Origin of the sequence: Streptomyces sp. NPDC055966, assembly GCF_042269865.1 — a bacterium.
Classification (GTDB): domain Bacteria; phylum Actinomycetota; class Actinomycetes; order Streptomycetales; family Streptomycetaceae; genus Streptomyces.
Map to the genome: position 1 here is coordinate 95478 of NZ_JBHJYK010000014.1, position 18260 is coordinate 113737.

General features: G+C 69.8%; 14 protein-coding genes. 8 read left to right on the top strand and 6 right to left on the bottom strand.

Annotation, left to right across the window (positions count from 1 at the left end; all coding sequences use genetic code 11):
- Nucleotides 1-259: 259 nt before the first annotated feature.
- The 6 genes from ACFC8N_RS27910 to ACFC8N_RS27935 all read left to right on the top strand — a co-directional run bounded on the left by ACFC8N_RS27910 (nt 260) and on the right by ACFC8N_RS27935 (nt 8528).
- The gene (locus ACFC8N_RS27910; protein WP_376290785.1) at nt 260-1117 is read left to right on the top strand and encodes an MHYT domain-containing protein; all 858 of its coding nucleotides are present in this window, start codon (nt 260-262) and stop codon (nt 1115-1117) included.
- 49 nt (nt 1118-1166) lie between these two features.
- A complete protein-coding gene (gene uvrB, locus ACFC8N_RS27915; protein ID WP_356021273.1) occupies nt 1167-3305 on the top strand; it encodes an excinuclease ABC subunit UvrB in 2139 nt (712 codons plus the stop codon).
- 158 nt (nt 3306-3463) lie between these two features.
- A complete protein-coding gene (locus ACFC8N_RS27920) occupies nt 3464-4042 on the top strand; it encodes a TerD family protein (RefSeq protein ID WP_071370829.1) in 579 nt (192 codons plus the stop codon).
- 55 nt (nt 4043-4097) lie between these two features.
- Nucleotides 4098-6053, top strand: a complete 1956-nt coding sequence (locus ACFC8N_RS27925) for a TerD family protein (RefSeq protein ID WP_376290790.1) — start codon at nt 4098-4100, stop codon at nt 6051-6053.
- Between the two features lie 223 nt (nt 6054-6276).
- Complete coding sequence (locus tag ACFC8N_RS27930; protein WP_376290792.1) at nt 6277-7278, top strand: TerC family protein; 1002 nt, start codon at nt 6277-6279, stop codon at nt 7276-7278.
- A 149-nt stretch (nt 7279-7427) separates the two neighbouring features.
- Complete coding sequence (locus ACFC8N_RS27935) at nt 7428-8528, top strand: ionic transporter y4hA (protein WP_362819116.1); 1101 nt, start codon at nt 7428-7430, stop codon at nt 8526-8528.
- Here ACFC8N_RS27935 and ACFC8N_RS27940 read toward each other — a convergent pair.
- Nucleotides 8518-9789 (bottom strand): MFS transporter, encoded by a 1272-nt coding sequence (locus ACFC8N_RS27940; protein WP_356021282.1) that lies wholly within the window; start codon nt 9787-9789, stop codon nt 8518-8520. The two genes, ACFC8N_RS27935 and ACFC8N_RS27940, sit on opposite strands and share 11 nt — an antisense overlap.
- Nucleotides 9790-9998: 209 nt before the next feature.
- On the opposite strand from ACFC8N_RS27940, the gene aroQ reads away from it, so the two are divergent.
- Entirely contained in the window at nt 9999-10472 is a 474-nt protein-coding gene (gene aroQ / locus ACFC8N_RS27945; protein ID WP_376290797.1) for a type II 3-dehydroquinate dehydratase, read from the top strand.
- Between the two features lie 52 nt (nt 10473-10524).
- Here aroQ and ACFC8N_RS27950 read toward each other — a convergent pair whose 3' ends face one another.
- The 5 genes from ACFC8N_RS27950 to ACFC8N_RS27970 form a co-directional block, all read right to left on the bottom strand.
- Entirely contained in the window at nt 10525-11277 is a 753-nt protein-coding gene (locus ACFC8N_RS27950; RefSeq protein ID WP_376290799.1) for an amino acid ABC transporter ATP-binding protein, read from the bottom strand.
- The gene (locus ACFC8N_RS27955; protein ID WP_356021288.1) at nt 11274-12194 is read right to left on the bottom strand and encodes an amino acid ABC transporter permease; all 921 of its coding nucleotides are present in this window, start codon (nt 12192-12194) and stop codon (nt 11274-11276) included. Before ACFC8N_RS27955 ends, ACFC8N_RS27950 begins: the two co-directional genes overlap by 4 nt.
- On the bottom strand, nt 12191-13075 hold the full coding sequence (locus ACFC8N_RS27960; RefSeq protein ID WP_356021290.1) for an ABC transporter substrate-binding protein: 885 nt from the start codon (nt 13073-13075) through the stop codon (nt 12191-12193). The genes ACFC8N_RS27955 and ACFC8N_RS27960 overlap by 4 nt, the downstream gene beginning before the upstream one ends.
- A 396-nt stretch (nt 13076-13471) precedes the next feature.
- A complete protein-coding gene (locus ACFC8N_RS27965) occupies nt 13472-14128 on the bottom strand; it encodes an MBL fold metallo-hydrolase (RefSeq protein WP_356021292.1) in 657 nt (218 codons plus the stop codon).
- A 46-nt stretch (nt 14129-14174) separates the two neighbouring features.
- Nucleotides 14175-14861 (bottom strand): maleylpyruvate isomerase family mycothiol-dependent enzyme, encoded by a 687-nt coding sequence (locus tag ACFC8N_RS27970; RefSeq protein WP_376290804.1) that lies wholly within the window; start codon nt 14859-14861, stop codon nt 14175-14177.
- Nucleotides 14862-15085: 224 nt separating this feature from the next.
- On the opposite strand from ACFC8N_RS27970, the gene uvrA reads away from it, so the two are divergent.
- Nucleotides 15086-18121, top strand: a complete 3036-nt coding sequence (gene uvrA / locus ACFC8N_RS27975; RefSeq protein ID WP_376290807.1) for an excinuclease ABC subunit UvrA — start codon at nt 15086-15088, stop codon at nt 18119-18121.
- The last annotated feature ends 139 nt before the right edge of the window (nt 18122-18260 follow it).

Consider the following 18260-nt stretch of genomic DNA (forward strand, 5'->3'; position numbering starts at 1 on the left):
GATACCGACTGCCACAAGAGTGACAGCAGACGACCGATGGCACCGGGCACACGAGAAGCGCACAACGCGGACAAACACCCAAGTCCGCTCACGGGTACCGCACAAGTGCGGCAACGCCGTGTTTCTTTGCCGGAAAATCGTTCGACCATTCCGGTGGGGGTCATACTCTCTGCGACAACCCTGACCGCCCGCGCGGTCCTGGGGCAGGGGGAACGTTTCAGGTGATCCAGGACGCAAGAGGGCGGAAGGGCAGCCGCGGATGCAAGGCACGGTCGACGGATTCAGCTACGGGGCCGTCACCCCGTTGGCGGCCTATCTGATGGCCTGCCTGGGTGGTGCCCTCGGCCTGCGCTGCACCACGCGCGCGTTGCTGGTCTCGCACTCTCGGCGGCCCGCCTGGCTGGCCCTCGGCTCCGCCGCGATCGGCTCCGGCATATGGACCATGCACTTCGTCGCCATGATGGGCTTCGCCGTCAAGGAGGCGCCGATCCACTACGACAAGCCGATCACCTACGCGAGCCTCGGCCTCGCCATCGTCATGGTCGGCGTCGGAATCTTCATCGTCGGCTACCGCGGGGCCACGGGTGCCGCGCTGTTCACCGGCGGCACCGTCACCGGTCTGGGCGTCGCCTCCATGCACTACCTGGGCATGGCCGGAGTCCGCTTCCACGGCCGGTTCACGTACAACACCGTCACGGTCGCGGCCTCCGTCGCCATAGCGGTCGTGGCCGCCACCGCCGCCCTGTGGGCCGCCGGACGCGTGCGCGGCTTCCTGTGGAGCGTGGGGGCGAGCCTCGTCATGGGGCTCGCGGTCAGCGGCATGCACTACATGGGCATGGCAGCCCTGGGGGTCCACCTCGACGGCCACTCCCACGCCGTCGGCGGCGCGCCGGAGCCGTCCGTGCTCGTGCCCATGCTGATCGGCCCGCTCGTCTTCCTGCTCCTCGCGGCCGTGGTCGTGGTCTTCGACCCGATGATGGTCATGGGCCGGCCCGTCCGTGCGCCCGTCGAGCGGAAACCGGGCGTCCCGGCCGCCGCCGTCGTCTCCCACCTGGACCGCCGGCCCGCGCTCCACGAGGGACGCCGGCCCGAGCACCACGGCTCCAGGACGCCGTAGAACCGCTGATCGGGACCCGTTGTCAGTGCGGGGTCGTACGGTGGATGGCATGCGGCCCGTTTCCCACATCGAACGCACGGTGGCGCCCTTCGAGGTCGTCAGCCCCTACCAGCCCAGCGGTGACCAGCCGGCAGCCATCGCCGAGCTGGCCAAGCGCATCGAGGCCGGTGAGAAGGACGTCGTCCTGCTGGGCGCGACCGGCACCGGCAAGTCCGCCACCACTGCGTGGATGATCGAGAAGCTCCAGCGCCCCACGCTCGTGATGGCGCCGAACAAGACCCTGGCCGCCCAGCTGGCCAACGAATTCCGCGAACTCCTGCCGAACAACGCGGTCGAGTACTTCGTCTCGTACTACGACTACTACCAGCCCGAGGCCTACGTCCCGCAGTCGGACACCTACATCGAGAAGGACTCCTCGATCAACGAGGAGGTCGAGCGCCTGCGCCACTCGGCGACGAACTCGCTGCTCACACGGCGCGACGTCATCGTGGTCGCCTCGGTCTCCTGCATCTACGGCCTCGGTACGCCGCAGGAGTACGTGGACCGGATGGTCCCCCTCCGGGTCGGCGACGAGATCGACCGGGACGATTTGCTGCGCCGCTTCGTCGACATCCAGTACACGCGCAACGACATGGCCTTCAGCCGCGGCACCTTCCGGGTCCGCGGCGACACCATCGAGATCTTCCCGGTCTACGAGGAGCTGGCCGTCCGCATCGAGATGTTCGGCGACGAGATCGAGGCGCTGTCCACGCTGCACCCACTGACCGGTGAGATCATCAGCGACGACCAGCAGCTGTACGTCTTCCCCGCCTCCCACTATGTCGCCGGCCCCGAGCGCATGGAGCGGGCCGTCAACGACATCGAGAAGGAGCTGGGGGAGCGCCTCGCCGAGCTGGAGAAGCAGGGCAAGCTCCTGGAGGCCCAGCGCCTGCGGATGCGCACGACGTACGACATCGAGATGCTCCGCCAGATCGGCACCTGCTCCGGCGTGGAGAACTACTCGATGCACTTCGACGGCCGCTTGCCCGGCTCCCCGCCGAACACCCTGCTCGACTACTTCCCGGACGACTTCCTGCTCGTCATCGACGAGTCGCACGTCACCGTCCCGCAGATCGGCGCCATGTACGAGGGCGACGCCTCCCGCAAGCGCACCCTGGTGGACCACGGCTTCCGTCTGCCGTCCGCGCTGGACAACCGCCCCCTGAAGTGGGAGGAGTTCCAGGAGCGCATCGGCCAGACCGTCTACCTGTCGGCCACCCCGGGCGCGTACGAGCTGTCGCGTTCCGACGGTGCGGTCGAGCAGATCATCCGTCCCACGGGCCTCGTCGACCCGGAGGTCGTCGTCAAGCCCACCGAGGGTCAGATCGACGACCTGGTGCACGAGATCCGCAAGCGCACCGAGAAGGACGAGCGCGTGCTCGTCACCACGCTGACCAAGAAGATGGCCGAGGACCTCACCGACTACTTCCTCGAACTGGGCATCCAGGTCCGCTATCTGCACAGCGACGTCGACACCCTGCGCCGCGTCGAGCTGCTGCGCGAGCTGCGCGCCGGCGAGTTCGATGTCCTGGTCGGCATCAACCTGCTGCGTGAGGGCCTCGACCTGCCGGAGGTGTCCCTGGTGGCGATCCTGGACGCCGACAAGGAGGGCTTCCTGCGCTCCGGCACCTCGCTGATCCAGACGATCGGCCGCGCGGCGCGCAACGTCTCCGGTCAGGTCCACATGTACGCCGACAAGATCACCCCGGCGATGGAGAAGGCCATCGAGGAGACCAACCGCCGCCGGGACAGGCAGATCGCCTACAACAAGGCCAACGGCATCGACCCGCAGCCGCTGCGCAAGAAGATCAACGACATCGTCGCGCAGATCGCCCGGGAGGAGGTCGACACCGAGCAGCTCCTCGGCAGCGGCTATCGCAAGTCCAAGGACGGCAAGGGCGCCAAGGCACCCGTCCCGTCGCTGGGCGACAAGGCGGCCAAGGGCGCGAAGGCCGGCAAGGCGGCCAAGGGCCAGGCGGTGCCCACGGATCGTCCGGCGGCCGAACTCGCCGAGCAGATCGAGGAGATGACCGAGAGGATGCGCGCCGCCGCCGCGGAGCTCCAGTTCGAGATCGCGGCCCGGCTGCGCGACGAGGTCTCGGAGATGAAGAAGGAGCTGCGCCAGATGCGGGAGGCCGGGCTCGCCTGAGCCCGTGACACCCTGCCGGACCTCGGCATACGCGCCAAGTGTTGCAACACCGACACAAAGCGCGGGCCGGGGTTCGGCACTGTCGGTGCGCCTGCGTAGGGTTTTGGTCAACCGCGCACTGCGCGGCAACAGGGGACCATCGAGAGGGGAAATCAGCGGTGTCCGTCAACTTGAGCAAGGGTCAGGCCATCAGCCTGGAGAAGAAGGACGGGGCCACCCTGACCGCGGTCCGCATGGGGCTCGGCTGGCAGGCGGCGAAGCGGCGTGGTCTCTTCGGCTCCCGCACCCGGGAGATCGACCTCGACGCCTCGGCGGTGCTCTTCGCCGAGAAGCAGCCGGTCGACGTCGTCTTCTTCCGCCACCTGGTGAGCGACGACGGCTCCGTCCGCCACACCGGCGACAACCTCGTCGGCGGTGCCGGCCAGGGCGGGGACGACGAGTCGATCCTGGTGGACCTCCAGCGCGTTCCGGTCCACATCGACCAGATCGTCTTCACCGTGAACTCCTTCACGGGCCAGACCTTCCAGGAAGTGCAGAACGCGTTCTGCCGCCTCGTGGACGAGACCAACGGCCAGGAACTCGCCCGCTACACACTGGACGGCGGCGGCGACTACACCGCCCAGATCATGGCGAAGGTGCACCGCGCGGGTCCGGGCTGGACGATGACCGCCCTGGGTTCCCCGGCCAACGGCCGCACCTTCCAGGACCTGATGCCGTCGATCCTGCCGCACCTGTAGGCCCGACCGCTCGACCGGCAAGGCGCACGACACAACGACACAGGGGGGCACGGCGATGACGGCCGAGCTGGTGCGGGGGCAGAACCACCCGCTGTCCCAGATCCGGCTGACGGTCCGGATCTCGGCCGGGGTGCCGGTCCTGGCCGGAGCCACGCTCGGCGACGAGAACGGCACGGTGCCCGGCCCTCAGTGGGTGGCCCATCCCGGCGCCCCCGAGCTGCCGGGCGTCGAGGTGCCCCGGCAGACCGCCGCCGAACACCGGCTGGCCGTCGACCTGGGCGCCCTGCCCGAGGCCGTGCACCGCGTCGGTGTGTTCCTCGCGCTGCCCACCGGGCCCGCCGGCCCGCTCCGGTTCGGTGCCGTCGCAGCCCCGCACACCGCGGTCGACGGCCCCGACGACACCGAGATCGTCAGCTACACCTTGACCGGCCTGGACACCGAGACGGCCGTGGTCGCCCTGGAGCTGTACCGCAGACAGGGCGCCTGGAAGGTCCGCGCGACGGGCCAGGGCTACGCGGCCGGCCTTCCCGCACTGCTGGCCGACCAGGGCCTGCCGGAGTCCGCGGACCTGGTGGCCACCATCCAGCGGACACCGGCCCCCGCCCCGGCTCCGCCCCTGCCGGCGCCCACCCCCGCGCCCGGCCCGGGGACGCCGACACACTCGTACGCACCCCAACTCCCGGAGCCCGCACCGTCGTACGAGACACAGAGCCCGTACGACGTGCAGAACCCGTACGACACCCAGGCACCCGGCGCCGCTCCGGCGGACCCCGAAGCTCCGCGAACCCCCGGGGCCCCGGTGGACTACACACACCCGCGCCGCCGCCCACCCGGCACCGCGCAGTCTCCGGCGCCCGCGACGGATGCCGCCACCGACGACCGGCCCGCGCAGCCGGTCGCGGGGGACGCCGTGGGCTGGTCGATGGAGGAGCGGCTGTACAACCAGGTCTGGGGCATGTTCGAGGACCTGGCCCGCACCACGGCCGCGTACCGCAGCGCCGTCGAGTTCGCCGACTCCCGTCTGGAGAGGGAACTGGACCAGGCGCTGGCCGACCCCGGCAGCCGGCTCGGCGCGGCGGGCGACACCGCGCGCGAGGCGGCCCACGCCCGCCGGACGCAGCTGATCGACCAGGCCCGCGCGGTCCTCGACCGCGACCTCGCCCAGCTCTCCGCCGAGTCCGATGTGGTCGAGCCCGCGCTTCCGCCCGCGTACGCCCGCTGGGACAATCCCGTCTGGCACGGCTACCGAGTGCCGGACGAGGAGCCGATGGCTCTGCGGCTGGGCGATCTTCACCTGCCGGAGAGCAAGCCGCTGCGCATTCCCATGCTGGTCAGACTGCCGCTGGAGCGTGGCCTGTGGCTCGACAGCGGCCCGGGGAACGCCCACGGTGTCCCGGACTCCGCCGAACTGCGGCACCTGGCCATGGAGGCCGCGGTCGCACTCGCCGCGCGCCTGCTCGCCGTGCATCCACCGGGCGGTTTCGCCCTCCAGGTCATCGACCCGGCCGGTGCCGGGGCGGCGGCGCTCGGCGTGCTGACCCGGACGGGGGTGCTCGCCATGCCGCCCACGACCGGGGCGGCGGGTGTCACGGAGGTGCTGGAGAGACTCACCCGTCGGGTCGACCTGGTGCAGATGGCGGTGCGCGGTGGCACGCCCGAGTCACTGCCACCCGACGTCGACACCGCGCAGCAGTTGCTGATCGTCAACGACTTCCCGCACGGCTTCGACGACCGTGCGGTGACCCGGTTGCGCTACCTCGCCGACGAGGGGCCCGCTGTCGGCGTGCACCTGCTGCTGGTGGCGGACCGCGAGGACGCCGCCGCCTACGGCCCGTTGCTCGATCCTCTGTGGCGTTCGCTGATGCGACTCACACCCGTCGCCGACGACCATCTCGCCGACCCCTGGGTCGGGCACGCCTGGACCTACGAGCCTTCGCTGGTGCCGGCCGGCAGCCAGATCGTGCAGCACGTGCTCACCGAGGCGGCCAAGGCTAGGGGCAAATACAAGTAAAGCCGCCCTGAACTGGTAACTTTGTCTTTATTTTACCTTTAACTTTACCTTTCATTGGTTATTGGGTAGGGTCTTCGGTGCGGAGGGGAGTACTCCCTGAGTGCGGCGCACCCGTCAGTACGGACCGGTTCCGGTCCCGGGGCGTCGGCCCCGAGCGGGTGGAAGAGACCTCCGGCAGCGACAGCGCTGAAAGTGTTTGCCGTTACGTAATGCCGGAGGAACAGTGGATGTTTCCGTGACCCTGTGGGTCCTGACCATCGCGGGCCTGGCCGCCCTGATCGCGGTCGACTTCTTCATCGGTCGCAAGCCGCATGAGGTGTCGATCAAGGAAGCCGGTATCTGGACCGTCGTCTGGATCGCCCTGGCCGGACTCTTCGGCCTCGGCCTGTTCCTCTTCGGCGGTGGACAGCCGGCCGGTGAGTTCTTCGCCGGCTTCATCACCGAGAAGTCGCTCAGCGTCGACAACCTCTTCGTCTTCGTCCTGATCATGGCGAAGTTCGCGGTGCCGACCCGGTACCAGCAGCGCGTCCTGCTCGTCGGCGTGCTCATAGCCCTGGTGCTGCGGGCGATCTTCATCGCCGCGGGAGCCGCCATCCTCGCCAGCTTCTCCTGGGTGTTCTACCTCTTCGGTGCCTTCCTGATCTGGACGGCCTGGAAGCTCATCCAGGAGGCCCGCGCGGACGGGGAGGACGAGGAGTTCGAGGAGAACAAGCTGCTGAAGGCCGCGGAGCGCAGGTTCGGCGTGGCGGACCGCTATCACGGCACCAAGCTGTGGATCCAGGAGAACGGCAAGCGGGTCATGACCCCGATGCTGGTCGTGATGCTCGCCATCGGCACCACGGACGTCCTGTTCGCCCTGGACTCCATCCCCGCGATCTTCGGCCTGACCCAGGATCCGTACATCGTCTTCACCGCCAACGCCTTTGCCCTGATGGGTCTGCGGCAGCTGTACTTCCTCATCGGCGGCCTGCTGCGGAAGCTGGTCCACCTCTCGTACGGCCTGTCGATCATCCTCGGCTTCATCGGCGTCAAACTGGTGCTGCACGCCCTGCACGAGTCCGGTGTCCACGTGCCCGAGATCAGCATCCCGGTCTCGCTCGGCGTGATCTGCGCCGTCCTGATCGTCACCACGATCACCAGCCTGATGGCCGGCAAGAAGCAGACGGCCGCCGAGGCGGCGGGTGCCGGCGGTGAAGGTGCCGCGAGGGACAGCGTCGACGCCTGACCCGGCCGACGGCAGAAGCGCCCACCGGCGGGAGCGGGACCGTGCCATGCGGTTCCCGCTCCCGCCGGTGGGATGAGGGCAACGGAAGGATGAGAGGTATCCGAAAAGAGCAGAATGCGAATCCTGTACGCCTCTGCGACGATCGCCGCATGATCAGTAGGCTGCGGTCGCTCACCCGGCAATGGACGACGCTCGTGCCGGTGCTCGCGATCGTCCTCCTGGTCTTCACCTGGGGCCGTGGCCTGCCGGGTGCGGCCGTCGCCCTGGTCACCCTCGTGCTCGCCGGGTCCGTCCTCGCGGCGGTGCACCATGCCGAGGTCATCGCCCACCGCGTCGGTGAACCCTTCGGTTCCCTCGTCCTGGCCATCGCCGTCACGATCATCGAGGTGGCGTTGATCGTCACCCTCATGGCCGACGGCGGCGACAAGAGTTCCACCCTGGCCCGGGACACCGTCTTCGCCGCCGTGATGATCACCTGCAACGGCGTCGTCGGGATCTGCCTGCTCGCCGCTTCCCTGCGGCACGGCACCGCGGTCTTCAACCCCGAGGGCACCGGCGCCGCCCTGGCGACCGTGGCGACGCTGGCCACGCTGAGCCTGGTCCTGCCGACGTTCACCACCAGCAAGCCCGGGCCCGAGTTCTCCTCGGTGCAGCTGACGTTCGCCGCGTTGTCCTCGCTGATCCTGTACGGCTTGTTCGTGGCCACGCAGACCGTGCGCCACCGCGACTACTTCCTTCCGATCACCCGGCAGGGCGAGGTCATCACCGCCGAAGAGCACGCGCGGCCGCCGTCCGCGCGCACCGCCTGGACCAGCCTCGGTCTGCTCGGACTGGCCCTCATCGGCGTGGTCGGGCTGGCCAAGGGCGTGTCGCCCGCCATCGAGTCGGGCGTGGCGGCCGCGGGCCTGCCCCAGGCGGTCGTCGGCGTGATCATCGCCCTGCTCGTGCTGCTCCCCGAGACGATCGCCGCGCTGCGCTCCGCCCGCCGCGACCGGGTGCAGACCAGCCTCAACCTCGCGCTGGGCTCGGCCATGGCCAGTATCGGCCTGACCATCCCCGCAGTCGCCCTCGCCTCCGTCTGGCTGTCCGGCCCGCTCGTCCTCGGCCTCGGCTCGACTCACATGCTGCTGCTCGCGCTGACCGTGGTGGTCAGCTCTCTGACGGTCGTGCCGGGCCGGGCCACCCCTCTGCAGGGCGGCGTCCACCTGGTGCTCTTCGCGGCCTATCTGGAGCTGGCGATCAACCCGTGACCGGCTCCACCACCGGCATCGGCACCGGGCGGGTCTCGGGCAGCAGGGCGAAGCAGGCGAGGCTGAGCAGCGCGACGCCCGTCAGATAGACGCCCACGCCCCAGGGGACCCGCCCGCCGTGTTCCGCGAGCGCCGTGGCCACGATCGGGGTGAGAGCGCCGCCGAGGACTCCGCCGAGGTTGTAGCCCACCGCGGCACCCGTGCAGCGCACCCGCGCCTCGTACAGCTCCGGCAGATACGCGGCGATCACCGCGAACATGGTGATGAAGGAGACCAGAGCGCCCAGGATGCCGAGGAACATCAGCAGCGGCTGACCGGTGCCCAGCAATGCGACCATCGGCAGCATCCACAGGCCGCATGCCGCGCATCCGGTGAGGCACATCGGCCGGCGTCCGAAGCGGTCGGCGAGCAACGCCATGAACGGCGTGAGGGACGCCTTCACCACCACCGCGGCCATGACACAGGTCAGCATCACCGTCCGGCTCACCCCGAGCCGCTCCGTCGCGTACGTCAGCGACCAGGTCGTCACCGTGTAGAAGACCGCGTACCCGGCGGCCAGCGCCCCGGCCGTCAGCAGCACCAGCCGCCCGTGATGCCGTACGACCTCGACGAACGGCACGCGCGCGTGGTCGTCGATCTCCAGGAACCGGGGGCTCTCCACGATCGACCAGCGCAACAACAGCCCGCCGAGCGCCAGCGCCCCAGCCGCCCAGAACGGCACCCGCCAGCCCCAGCGAGCGAACTCCGCGTCGGACAGCGTCGCCGACAGCGCGAGCACCACCCCATTGGCGAGCACGAACCCGATGGCCGGGCCCACCTGCGGAAAGCTCGACCACAGGGCGCGACGGCCGGGCGGCGCGTGCTCGGCGGTCAGCAGCACCGCTCCGCCCCACTCCCCGCCGAGCCCCAGACCCTGGAAGAAGCGCAGCACGAGCAGCAGCACCGGCGCGGCGACGCCGATCGACCCGTACGACGGCACACAGCCCACCGCGACCGTCGAGGCGCCCGTGAGCAGCAGTGACAGGACCAGCACCGGCCGGCGTCCGCGCCGGTCACCGAGGTGCCCGAACAGCACCGAGCCGAGCGGCCGGGCCAGGAACCCGACCCCGAACGTCCCGAACGCCGCCAGCGTCCCGGCGAGCGGTGAGAACGTCGGGAAGAACAGCGGTCCCAGGACCAGGGCCGCCGCGGTCCCGTAGACGAAGAAGTCGTAGAACTCGATCGCGGTCCCCGCGAGGGAGGCGGCGGCGAGCCGCGGCATCGATGGTGTGCTTACGGTGCGTACAGGCTCCATGTCGCGTCAACTACCCCTAGTGATCAGGGGTTACGGGGGCGCATGGGGGTGCTGAAGTCACCGGAGTGCGCGCCGAGGCGACGGCGCACGCAGCGCGTCGTCCGCCGTGGTCACCGTGATAGACCGGGTGCGAGCGGCGGTCGTCGACGCACCGCCCCGAACGGACCGGAGGAACCGTGCCCCGCACCCTGGCCAACGCCCCGATCATGATCCTCAACGGGCCCAACCTGAATCTGCTCGGCCAGCGCCAGCCCGAGATCTACGGCAAGGACACGCTGGCCGACGTGGAGGCGCTGTGCGCCAAGGCGGCGGCCGCACACGGGGGCATGGTGGACTTCCGGCAGTCCAACCACGAGGGCGAACTGGTCGACTGGATCCACGAGGCACGCCTGAACCACTGCGGGATCGTCATCAACCCCGCTGCCTACTCCCACACGTCGGTCGCGATTCTGGACGCACTCAACACCTGCGACGGCCTGCCCGTCCTGGAGGTGCACATCTCCAACATCCACCAGCGCGAGTCGTTCCGGCATCACTCCTACGTCTCGCTGCGCGCCGACGGCGTGATCGCGGGCTGTGGCGTCCAGGGCTACGCCTTCGGCGTCGAGCGGGTCGCGGCCCTGCTGGGGGCCGCGCAGGCCGAGGCGTAGCGGCCGCCACGCGCGCGTGGCGGCCGCCCGCCGGGGGCGTCGCGCCACGACCTCACAGGCGGCCGGCCTCCACGATGCGCCGCAGGAAGCGCCGCGTGCGCTCCTGCTGCGGATCGCCGAAGACCTCATCGGCGGTGCCGCGCTCCAGCACGACGCCACCGTCCAGAAAACAGACCTGGTCGGCGACGTCCCGTGCGAAGCCCATCTCGTGCGTCGCCAGGACCATGGTCATGCCGTCGCCCTTGAGGCCGCGGACCACCTCCAGCACCTCGCCGACGAGTTCGGGGTCGAGCGCCGCCGTGATCTCGTCCAGCAGCAACAGCCGGGGCCGTACGGCGAGGGCCCGTACGATCGCCACGCGCTGCTGCTGACCGCCGCTGAGCCGGTCGGGGTAGGCAGTTGCCTTGGCGCCCAGTCCGAGGCGCTCCAGCAGCTCCCTGGCGCGTTCCTCGGCCTCCTCGCGGGGGACGCCGTGCACCCGCCGCGGCGCCAGCGTCACGTTGTCCAGCACGGTCATGTGCGGGAAGAGGTTGTACGCCTGGAAGACGACGCCGATCCTGCGCCGCACCGCGTCCTGGTCGACGCGCGGATCGGTGATCTCCTCGCCGTCCAGCCAGATCGCGCCGTCGTCGATCTCCTCCAGCAGGTTGGCGCAGCGCAGCAGCGTCGACTTTCCCGAACCGGAGGCGCCGATCAGGGCGGTCACCGTGTGCGGGGCGACCTCCAGGCCGACGTCGCGCAGGACGACGGAGCCGGCGAAGGTCTTGCGGACGGACTCCATGCGCAGCACGGGCGCGTCGCTCATAGGGATCCTCCCTGGGCCCGCCGCCGGTCCATCCGGGCCGTCACCCAGTCCGTGAAGCGGGTCATCGGAATGGTCAGCGCCACGAACACCAGCCCGGCGACGATGTACGGCGTGTAGTTCAGACTGCGGCCCACGATGATGTCGGACGCCCGGACGGCGTCCACCGCGCCGCCGATCGACACGAGGCCGGTGTCCTTCTGGAGCGACACCAGGTCGTTGAGCAGGGGCGGGACCTGACGGCGCACCGCCTGTGGCAGTACGACGTGGCGCAGCGCCTGTCGGTTGGTCAGGCCCAGCGAGCGGGCCGCGGCGAACTGCGAGGGGTGCACGGACTCGATGCCGGCGCGGAACACCTCGGCCACGTACGCCGAGTACGTGAGCGTCAGCGCGGTACCGCCGAGCAGCACCGGATCGACCGTCACGCCCTGAAGACGCAGCGCCGGCACGCCCAGGACCACGATCATCAGGTTGATGATCAGCGGAAGGCCGCGGAAGAAGTCGGTGTACGCCGCGGCCAGCACGCGCAGCGGGAAGAACACGGGTCCGCGCAGGGTACGCGCGATGGCGATCAGCATGCCGAGGACCAGGACGGCGGCGCCGCAGATCACCAGCAGACGGACGTTCAGCCACAGCCCTTCGAGGACTTTCGGCAGCGCCTCGCGCGCGTACTGCGCGCTGAAGAACGTCTCCTTGGTGCGTGGCCAGCCCGGTGCGTCGACGACGACGAGGTAGAGCACGACAGCTGTGACGAGCGTCGAGAGTGCCGCGACGGCCGTGGCGCGCCGCGCACGCGCGCGTTTGTGGCGTTCCCGCTCCAAACGTCGCTCGGAGGGCACGTAGTTGTCGTCGACGGCGCCGGTCATGTCTCCCTTGTCGTCGGCTCCCTCCGGGGCCGACTCGCCCTTGGTGACCGTCACTTGAGCACCGGGGCGTCGACGGCGTCCGAGAGCCACTGCTTCTCGAGCCGGGCCAGTGTGCCGTCCTTGCGCAGGGAGTCGACGGCGCCGCTCACGCACGGGGTCAGCGCGCTGCCCTTGTCCAGCACCAGCCCGAACTGCTCGGGCGCGCCGCCCTGGTTCTCGAACTGGCCGACGACCTTCGCGTCCGTCACCTCGGCCGAGGTGATGTAGAACGCGGTCGGCAGGTCGACCACGATGGCGTCCACCTGGCCGTTCTTCAACGCGGACTTGGCCTGGTCGTTCTTGGCGAACGCGGCCGCCTCCTGCTTCGGCTTCACCACGTCGGTGATGTAGTCCAGGCTCGTGGTGCCCACCTGGGCGCCCAGCTTGAGGTTCTTCAGATCCGCGATGCTCGCCGCCTTGGCCGCCTTGCTGCCCTTCAGCGCGATCACCGCCTGGCGCACGTCGTAGTAGCCGGAGGAGAAGTCCACGGCCTTCTTGCGCTCGTTGCTGATCGACACCTGGTTGATGTCGAAGTCGAAGGTCTTCACGCCGGGCGCGAACGCCTTGTTGAATGGCACGCTCTGCCACACGACCGCGTTCTTGCCGTATCCGAGCTGCTTGGCCACGGCATAGGCGACCGAGGACTCGAAGCCCTTGCCGTCGGCGGGCTTGTCGTCCTGGAACCAGGGCTCGTACGCCGGTTCGTCCGTCGCGATCGTGAGCTTTCCGGACGTCCTGGTGGCCAACTTGCCCGGGGCGCAGCTCTTCGCGGCCGATCCGGAGGCAGGGGTCGACGCCTTCCCGTCGGGCTGCGGAGCACAGCCGACAGCGGTGGCGAGCAGGGCTACGGTGGCGGCGGCCACCGCGTGGCGCAGGGTGCGAGGGGCAGGATGCATGGCGGGAGATTGGCAGCGAACCCGGCGTTTGTCCAGGTCACAGCGGTAACTGTCCGCATGGTGGGAACGGGTGTTGCGGCTGTGTGAACAGCTTCCGCGAACCTCGCCGCGCGTGTGCCGCAGGCCTGGGCCGCCGGTCGAGGGGCGGGGTGGGAAGACCGGCGGCCCTTCCGCACAGGAGCCGTCGGCCTGCGCGGTACTGCCACCAGTTGACCGCATGGCGGCGTCGCCCGGGAGCGTGCGCAGGGATCCGGCGCGTGTGAAGCGTTCACACGGGGCGCGCGCAGGAGAAAGCGCGCCGGGCGCATGCGAGAGGCGTGCGCGCCCGACGTGCGAACTCCGTGCCATGGAGCGCGCGATGGACCGTGGCGCGCTCGGTCTCCGGGATGCCGCGCCTCACCACCCGCGCGCGTGCCACTCCGGCAACTGGGGCCGCTCCGCGCCCAGCGTGGTGTCCTTGCCGTGTCCGGGGTACACCCAGGTCTCGTCGGGCAGTACGTCGAAGATCTTCGTCTCCACGTCGCGGATGAGGCTGGCAAACGCCCCCGCGTCCTTGAACGTGTTGCCGACCCCGCCCGGGAAGAGGCAGTCGCCGGTGAAGACGTGCGGGTGGCCGTGCGGGTCGTCGTAGACGAGAGCGATCGAACCCGGGGTGTGCCCGACCAGGTGCCGCGCGGTGAGTTCCACGTTGCCCACCCTGATGACGTCGCCGTCGTCCACGAGTACATCGGTGGGCACCGGGATGCCGGGAGCGTCCTCGCGGCCCGCGTACGTACGCGCGCCCGTGGCCGCGACGACCGCGGCCAGTGCCTGCCAGTGATCGCCGTGCCGATGGGTGGTGACGACGGACGCGATGCCGTCGTCACCGATCATGCCCAGGAGCGTCTCCGCCTCGTTGGCGGCGTCGATCAGAAGCTGCTCGTCGGTGGCGCGGCAGCGCAGCAGATAGGCGTTGTTGTCCATCGGGCCGACCGCGATCTTCGTGATCATCAGGTCTTTCAGCTCGTGCACGTCCGCCGGTCCGCCGACCTTGACCTCTCCGGTGTACGTCATGGCGATCAGCCTATAGCGGGGGCGGGGCCCGCGGACCGTCGTCGGCCTACAGGGGAGGCAGCTTGGGCAGCGTGCCGTCCGTGGTCAGACCGGAACCGTCCCGCCGGCCGGCGAGCCAGCCCAGCAGGTCGGCGGGCGTGCCATGGGCCGCGACCGGCGCGCCGTCGGCGCCGCCGCCCGTGGTCCAGTTCCGGCCGTCCCCGGCGGACAGGCTGGTCGACGGGACCTCCTTGTGCCCGGCGAAGCGCCGGGCCAGGAAGTCGATCTCCCGCTCGGTGAACTCCGCCGGGAGATCCTCCAGCTCGTACCCGATCCCGAGATCCACGTGGTGCAGCTCCACCTCGGCCCACCGGCGGAACGGCACCCGGGACGCGGAGTCGGTGACCCCGTTGCGCAGCTCGACGGTGCGCGACCAGTCCGCCGGCGCGTCCCCCAGCGCCTGGAGGCGGGCCGCGCTTTCGCGCAGGTCGGTGAGCTGCACGTCGAGGGGGCGCGGGGCGTCGCGTTCGATGTCGGCGTCGCGCACCTCGGCGCTCGCGTACATGGGCCGGCCTTCGAGAACGTTCACGAGCGCGTCCGTGTTGCGGGAGAGGTGCGCGAGGACGTGCCCGCGGCTCCAGCCCGGAAGCCGTGACGGCTCGGCGAGCGAAGCGTTGTCCAGTTTGGCGACCGCGGTGAGGAGCCGTTCGGTCGCGTCACGTACACATGCCAGGTCATGAGCGTGATCGGTCATGGACCTGACCTTAGCCTCACCACACCTTTGGGTGAAGGTGGTGAAGCTCGCCCGCAAATCGAAAGCACGTGCTATATCGTCGAGAGCGGCGTCGGGCATGCTGGATGGCCGGGGGTTGTTATGCAACCGGGCAATCCGACCGGCGTTGTCAGTGGCTCCCCCTAGTCTGAAGAAGCACGGGGGCCCCGCCCCTGTCACTTCTCTCAAGAAAGGTGCGGACCGGCGTGGCCGACCGTCTCATCGTCCGTGGCGCGCGCGAGCACAACCTCAAGAATGTCTCGCTCGACCTGCCTCGCGACTCGCTCATCGTCTTCACGGGCCTGTCCGGGTCGGGCAAGTCCTCCCTGGCCTTCGACACGATCTTCGCGGAGGGCCAGCGCCGCTACGTGGAGTCGCTCTCCTCGTACGCCCGGCAGTTCCTCGGCCAGATGGACAAGCCGGACGTCGACTTCATCGAGGGCCTGTCCCCGGCAGTCTCCATCGACCAGAAGTCGACCTCGCGCAACCCGCGCTCGACGGTCGGCACCATCACCGAGGTCTACGACTACCTGCGTCTGCTCTTCGCACGTATCGGCAAGCCGCACTGTCCCGAGTGCGGCCGCCCGATCTCGCGCCAGTCGCCCCAGGCCATCGTGGACAAGGTCCTGGAGCTGCCGGAGGGGAGCCGCTTCCAGGTGCTCTCGCCGCTCGTGCGCGAGCGCAAGGGCGAGTTCGTCGACCTCTTCGCCGACCTCCAGACCAAGGGCTACTCCCGCGCGCGCGTGGACGGCGAGACGATCCGGCTCTCCGACCCGCCGGCGCTGAAGAAGCAGGAGAAGCACACCATCGAGGTGGTCGTCGACCGCCTCACGGTCAAGGACTCCGCCAAGCGCCGCCTCACCGACTCCGTGGAGACCGCCCTCGGGCTGTCCGGCGGCATGATCGTGCTCGACTTCGTCGACCTCCCCGAGGACGACCCCGAGCGTGAGCGCATGTACTCGGAGCACCTCTACTGCCCGTACGACGACCTGTCGTTCGAGGAGCTGGAGCCCCGCTCCTTCTCCTTCAACTCGCCCTTCGGCGCCTGCCCCGAGTGCACCGGTATCGGCACGCGCATGGAGGTCGACCCGGAGCTGCTCGTCCCGGACCCGGACAAGTCCCTGGACGAGGGCGCCATCCACCCCTGGTCGCACGGGCACACCAAGGACTACTTCGGCCGGCTGATCGGCGCCCTCGCCGACGCGCTCGGCTTCCGCACGGACATCCCCTTCGCGGGCCTGCCCCAGCGCGCCAAGAAGGCCCTGCTCCACGGCCACAAGACCCAGATCGAGGTGCGGTACCGCAACAGGTACGGCCGCGAGCGCGTGTACACCACCCCCTTCGAGGGAGCGGTGCCGTTCGTCAAGCGCCGGCACAGCGAGGCCGAGAGCGACGCCAGCCGCGAGCGCTTCGAGGGCTACATGCGCGAGGTGCCCTGCCCCACCTGCGAGGGCACCCGCCTGAAGCCGATCGTCCTCGCGGTCACGATCATGGACAAGTCGATCGCGGAAGTCTCCGCGATGTCGATCAGCGACTGCGCGGACTTCCTGGGCCGGCTGACGCTGAACGCCCGCGACAAGAAGATCGCCGAGCGGGTGCTGAAGGAGGTCAACGAGCGGCTGCGCTTCCTGGTCGACGTCGGCCTCGACTACCTCTCCCTCAACCGCGCGGCCGGCACGCTCTCCGGCGGCGAGGCCCAGCGCATCCGCCTGGCCACCCAGATCGGTTCCGGCCTCGTCGGCGTGCTCTACGTCCTCGACGAGCCGTCCATCGGTCTGCACCAGCGGGACAACCACCGGCTGATCGAGACCCTGGTCCGGCTGCGCGACATGGGCAACACGCTCATCGTCGTGGAGCACGACGAGGACACCATCAAGGTCGCCGACTGGGTCGTGGACATCGGCCCCGGCGCCGGTGAGCACGGCGGCAAGGTAGTGCACAGCGGCTCTCTGAAGGAGCTGCTCGCCAACACCGAGTCGCAGACCGGCGCGTACCTGTCGGGCCGCAAGGCGATCCCCCTGCCCGACATCCGCCGTCCCCGCGACCCCTCCCGCCGGCTCACCGTGCACGGCGCCCGCGAGAACAACCTTCAGGACATCGACGTGTCCTTCCCCCTGGGCGTCTTCACGGCCGTCACGGGCGTGTCCGGCTCCGGCAAGTCGACGCTGGTCAACGACATCCTCTACACGCACCTGGCCCGCGAGCTGAACGGCGCGAGGAACGTCCCGGGACGGCACACGCGTGTGGACGGCGACGACCTGGTCGACAAGGTCGTGCACGTCGACCAGTCGCCGATCGGCCGCACCCCGCGGTCCAACCCGGCGACGTACACCGGTGTCTTCGACCACGTCCGCAAGCTGTTCGCCGAGACCACCGAGGCGAAGGTCCGCGGCTACCTGCCCGGACGATTCTCCTTCAACGTCAAGGGCGGCCGCTGCGAGAACTGCGCGGGCGACGGCACGATCAAGATCGAGATGAACTTCCTCCCGGACGTCTACGTCCCGTGCGAGGTCTGCCACGGCGCCCGGTACAACCGGGAGACCCTGGAGGTCCACTACAAGGGCAAGTCCATCGCCGACGTGCTGAACATGCCGATCGAGGAGGCCACCGACTTCTTCGAGGCGGTTCCGGCGATCTCCCGCCACCTGAGGACGCTGAAGGACGTCGGCCTCGGCTATGTCCGCCTCGGCCAGTCCGCCACGACCCTCTCCGGTGGTGAGGCCCAGCGGGTGAAGCTGGCCAGCGAGCTGCAGAAGCGCTCCACCGGACGCACGGTCTACGTCCTCGACGAGCCGACCACCGGTCTGCACTTCGAGGACATCAGCAAGCTGCTGAAGGTGCTCGGCGGCCTGGTCGACAAGGGCAACACGGTCATCGTCATCGAGCACAACCTCGACGTGATCAAGACCGCCGACTGGGTCGTGGACATGGGCCCGGAGGGCGGCGCCGGCGGTGGCCTCGTGGTCGCCGAGGGCACGCCCGAAGAGGTGGCCGGGGTACCGGCCAGCCACACCGGCAAGTTCCTGCGCGAGATCCTCGGTGCCGACCGCATCAGCGACGCGGAGCCGGTCAAGGCGTCCCGGAGCACCCCGGCCCGGAAGACGGCCGCGGCCAGGTCGACGGCGAAGAAGACGGTGACGGCCAAGGCCAACAACACGGCGACCAAGAAGGCCGCCGGGGCCGCCAAGAAGGCCCCCGCGGCGAACCCGGCGAAGAAGACGACGCGAGCCCGCAAGGCCTGACGACACATCACCACATGGGCTGACGCAATACCAAAAAAACGGCGCCCCGCGGGAACTCCCCGCGGGGCGCCGTTCGTTCATCCATCAGCCAGCCCGGTTCTGCAGTGCAGCAGGCCCCCGCACATCACAGTCCCGGCCG

Coding starts and splice junctions, on each gene's coding strand:
- ACFC8N_RS27940 (WP_356021282.1), bottom strand. CDS start 9,789: ATGCCGCGGCTCGCCGCCGCCTCCCTCGCGGGGACCGCGATCGAGTTC.
- ACFC8N_RS27950 (WP_376290799.1), bottom strand. CDS start 11,277: ATGAGCGACGCGCCCGTGCTGCGCATGGAGTCCGTCCGCAAGACCTTC.
- ACFC8N_RS27965 (WP_356021292.1), bottom strand. CDS start 14,128: ATGACGTACACCGGAGAGGTCAAGGTCGGCGGACCGGCGGACGTGCAC.
- ACFC8N_RS27970 (WP_376290804.1), bottom strand. CDS start 14,861: ATGACCGATCACGCTCATGACCTGGCATGTGTACGTGACGCGACCGAA.
- uvrB (WP_356021273.1), top strand. CDS start 1,167: ATGCGGCCCGTTTCCCACATCGAACGCACGGTGGCGCCCTTCGAGGTC.
- ACFC8N_RS27910 (WP_376290785.1), top strand. CDS start 260: ATGCAAGGCACGGTCGACGGATTCAGCTACGGGGCCGTCACCCCGTTG.
- ACFC8N_RS27960 (WP_356021290.1), bottom strand. CDS start 13,075: ATGCATCCTGCCCCTCGCACCCTGCGCCACGCGGTGGCCGCCGCCACC.
- ACFC8N_RS27925 (WP_376290790.1), top strand. CDS start 4,098: ATGACGGCCGAGCTGGTGCGGGGGCAGAACCACCCGCTGTCCCAGATC.
- ACFC8N_RS27935 (WP_362819116.1), top strand. CDS start 7,428: ATGATCAGTAGGCTGCGGTCGCTCACCCGGCAATGGACGACGCTCGTG.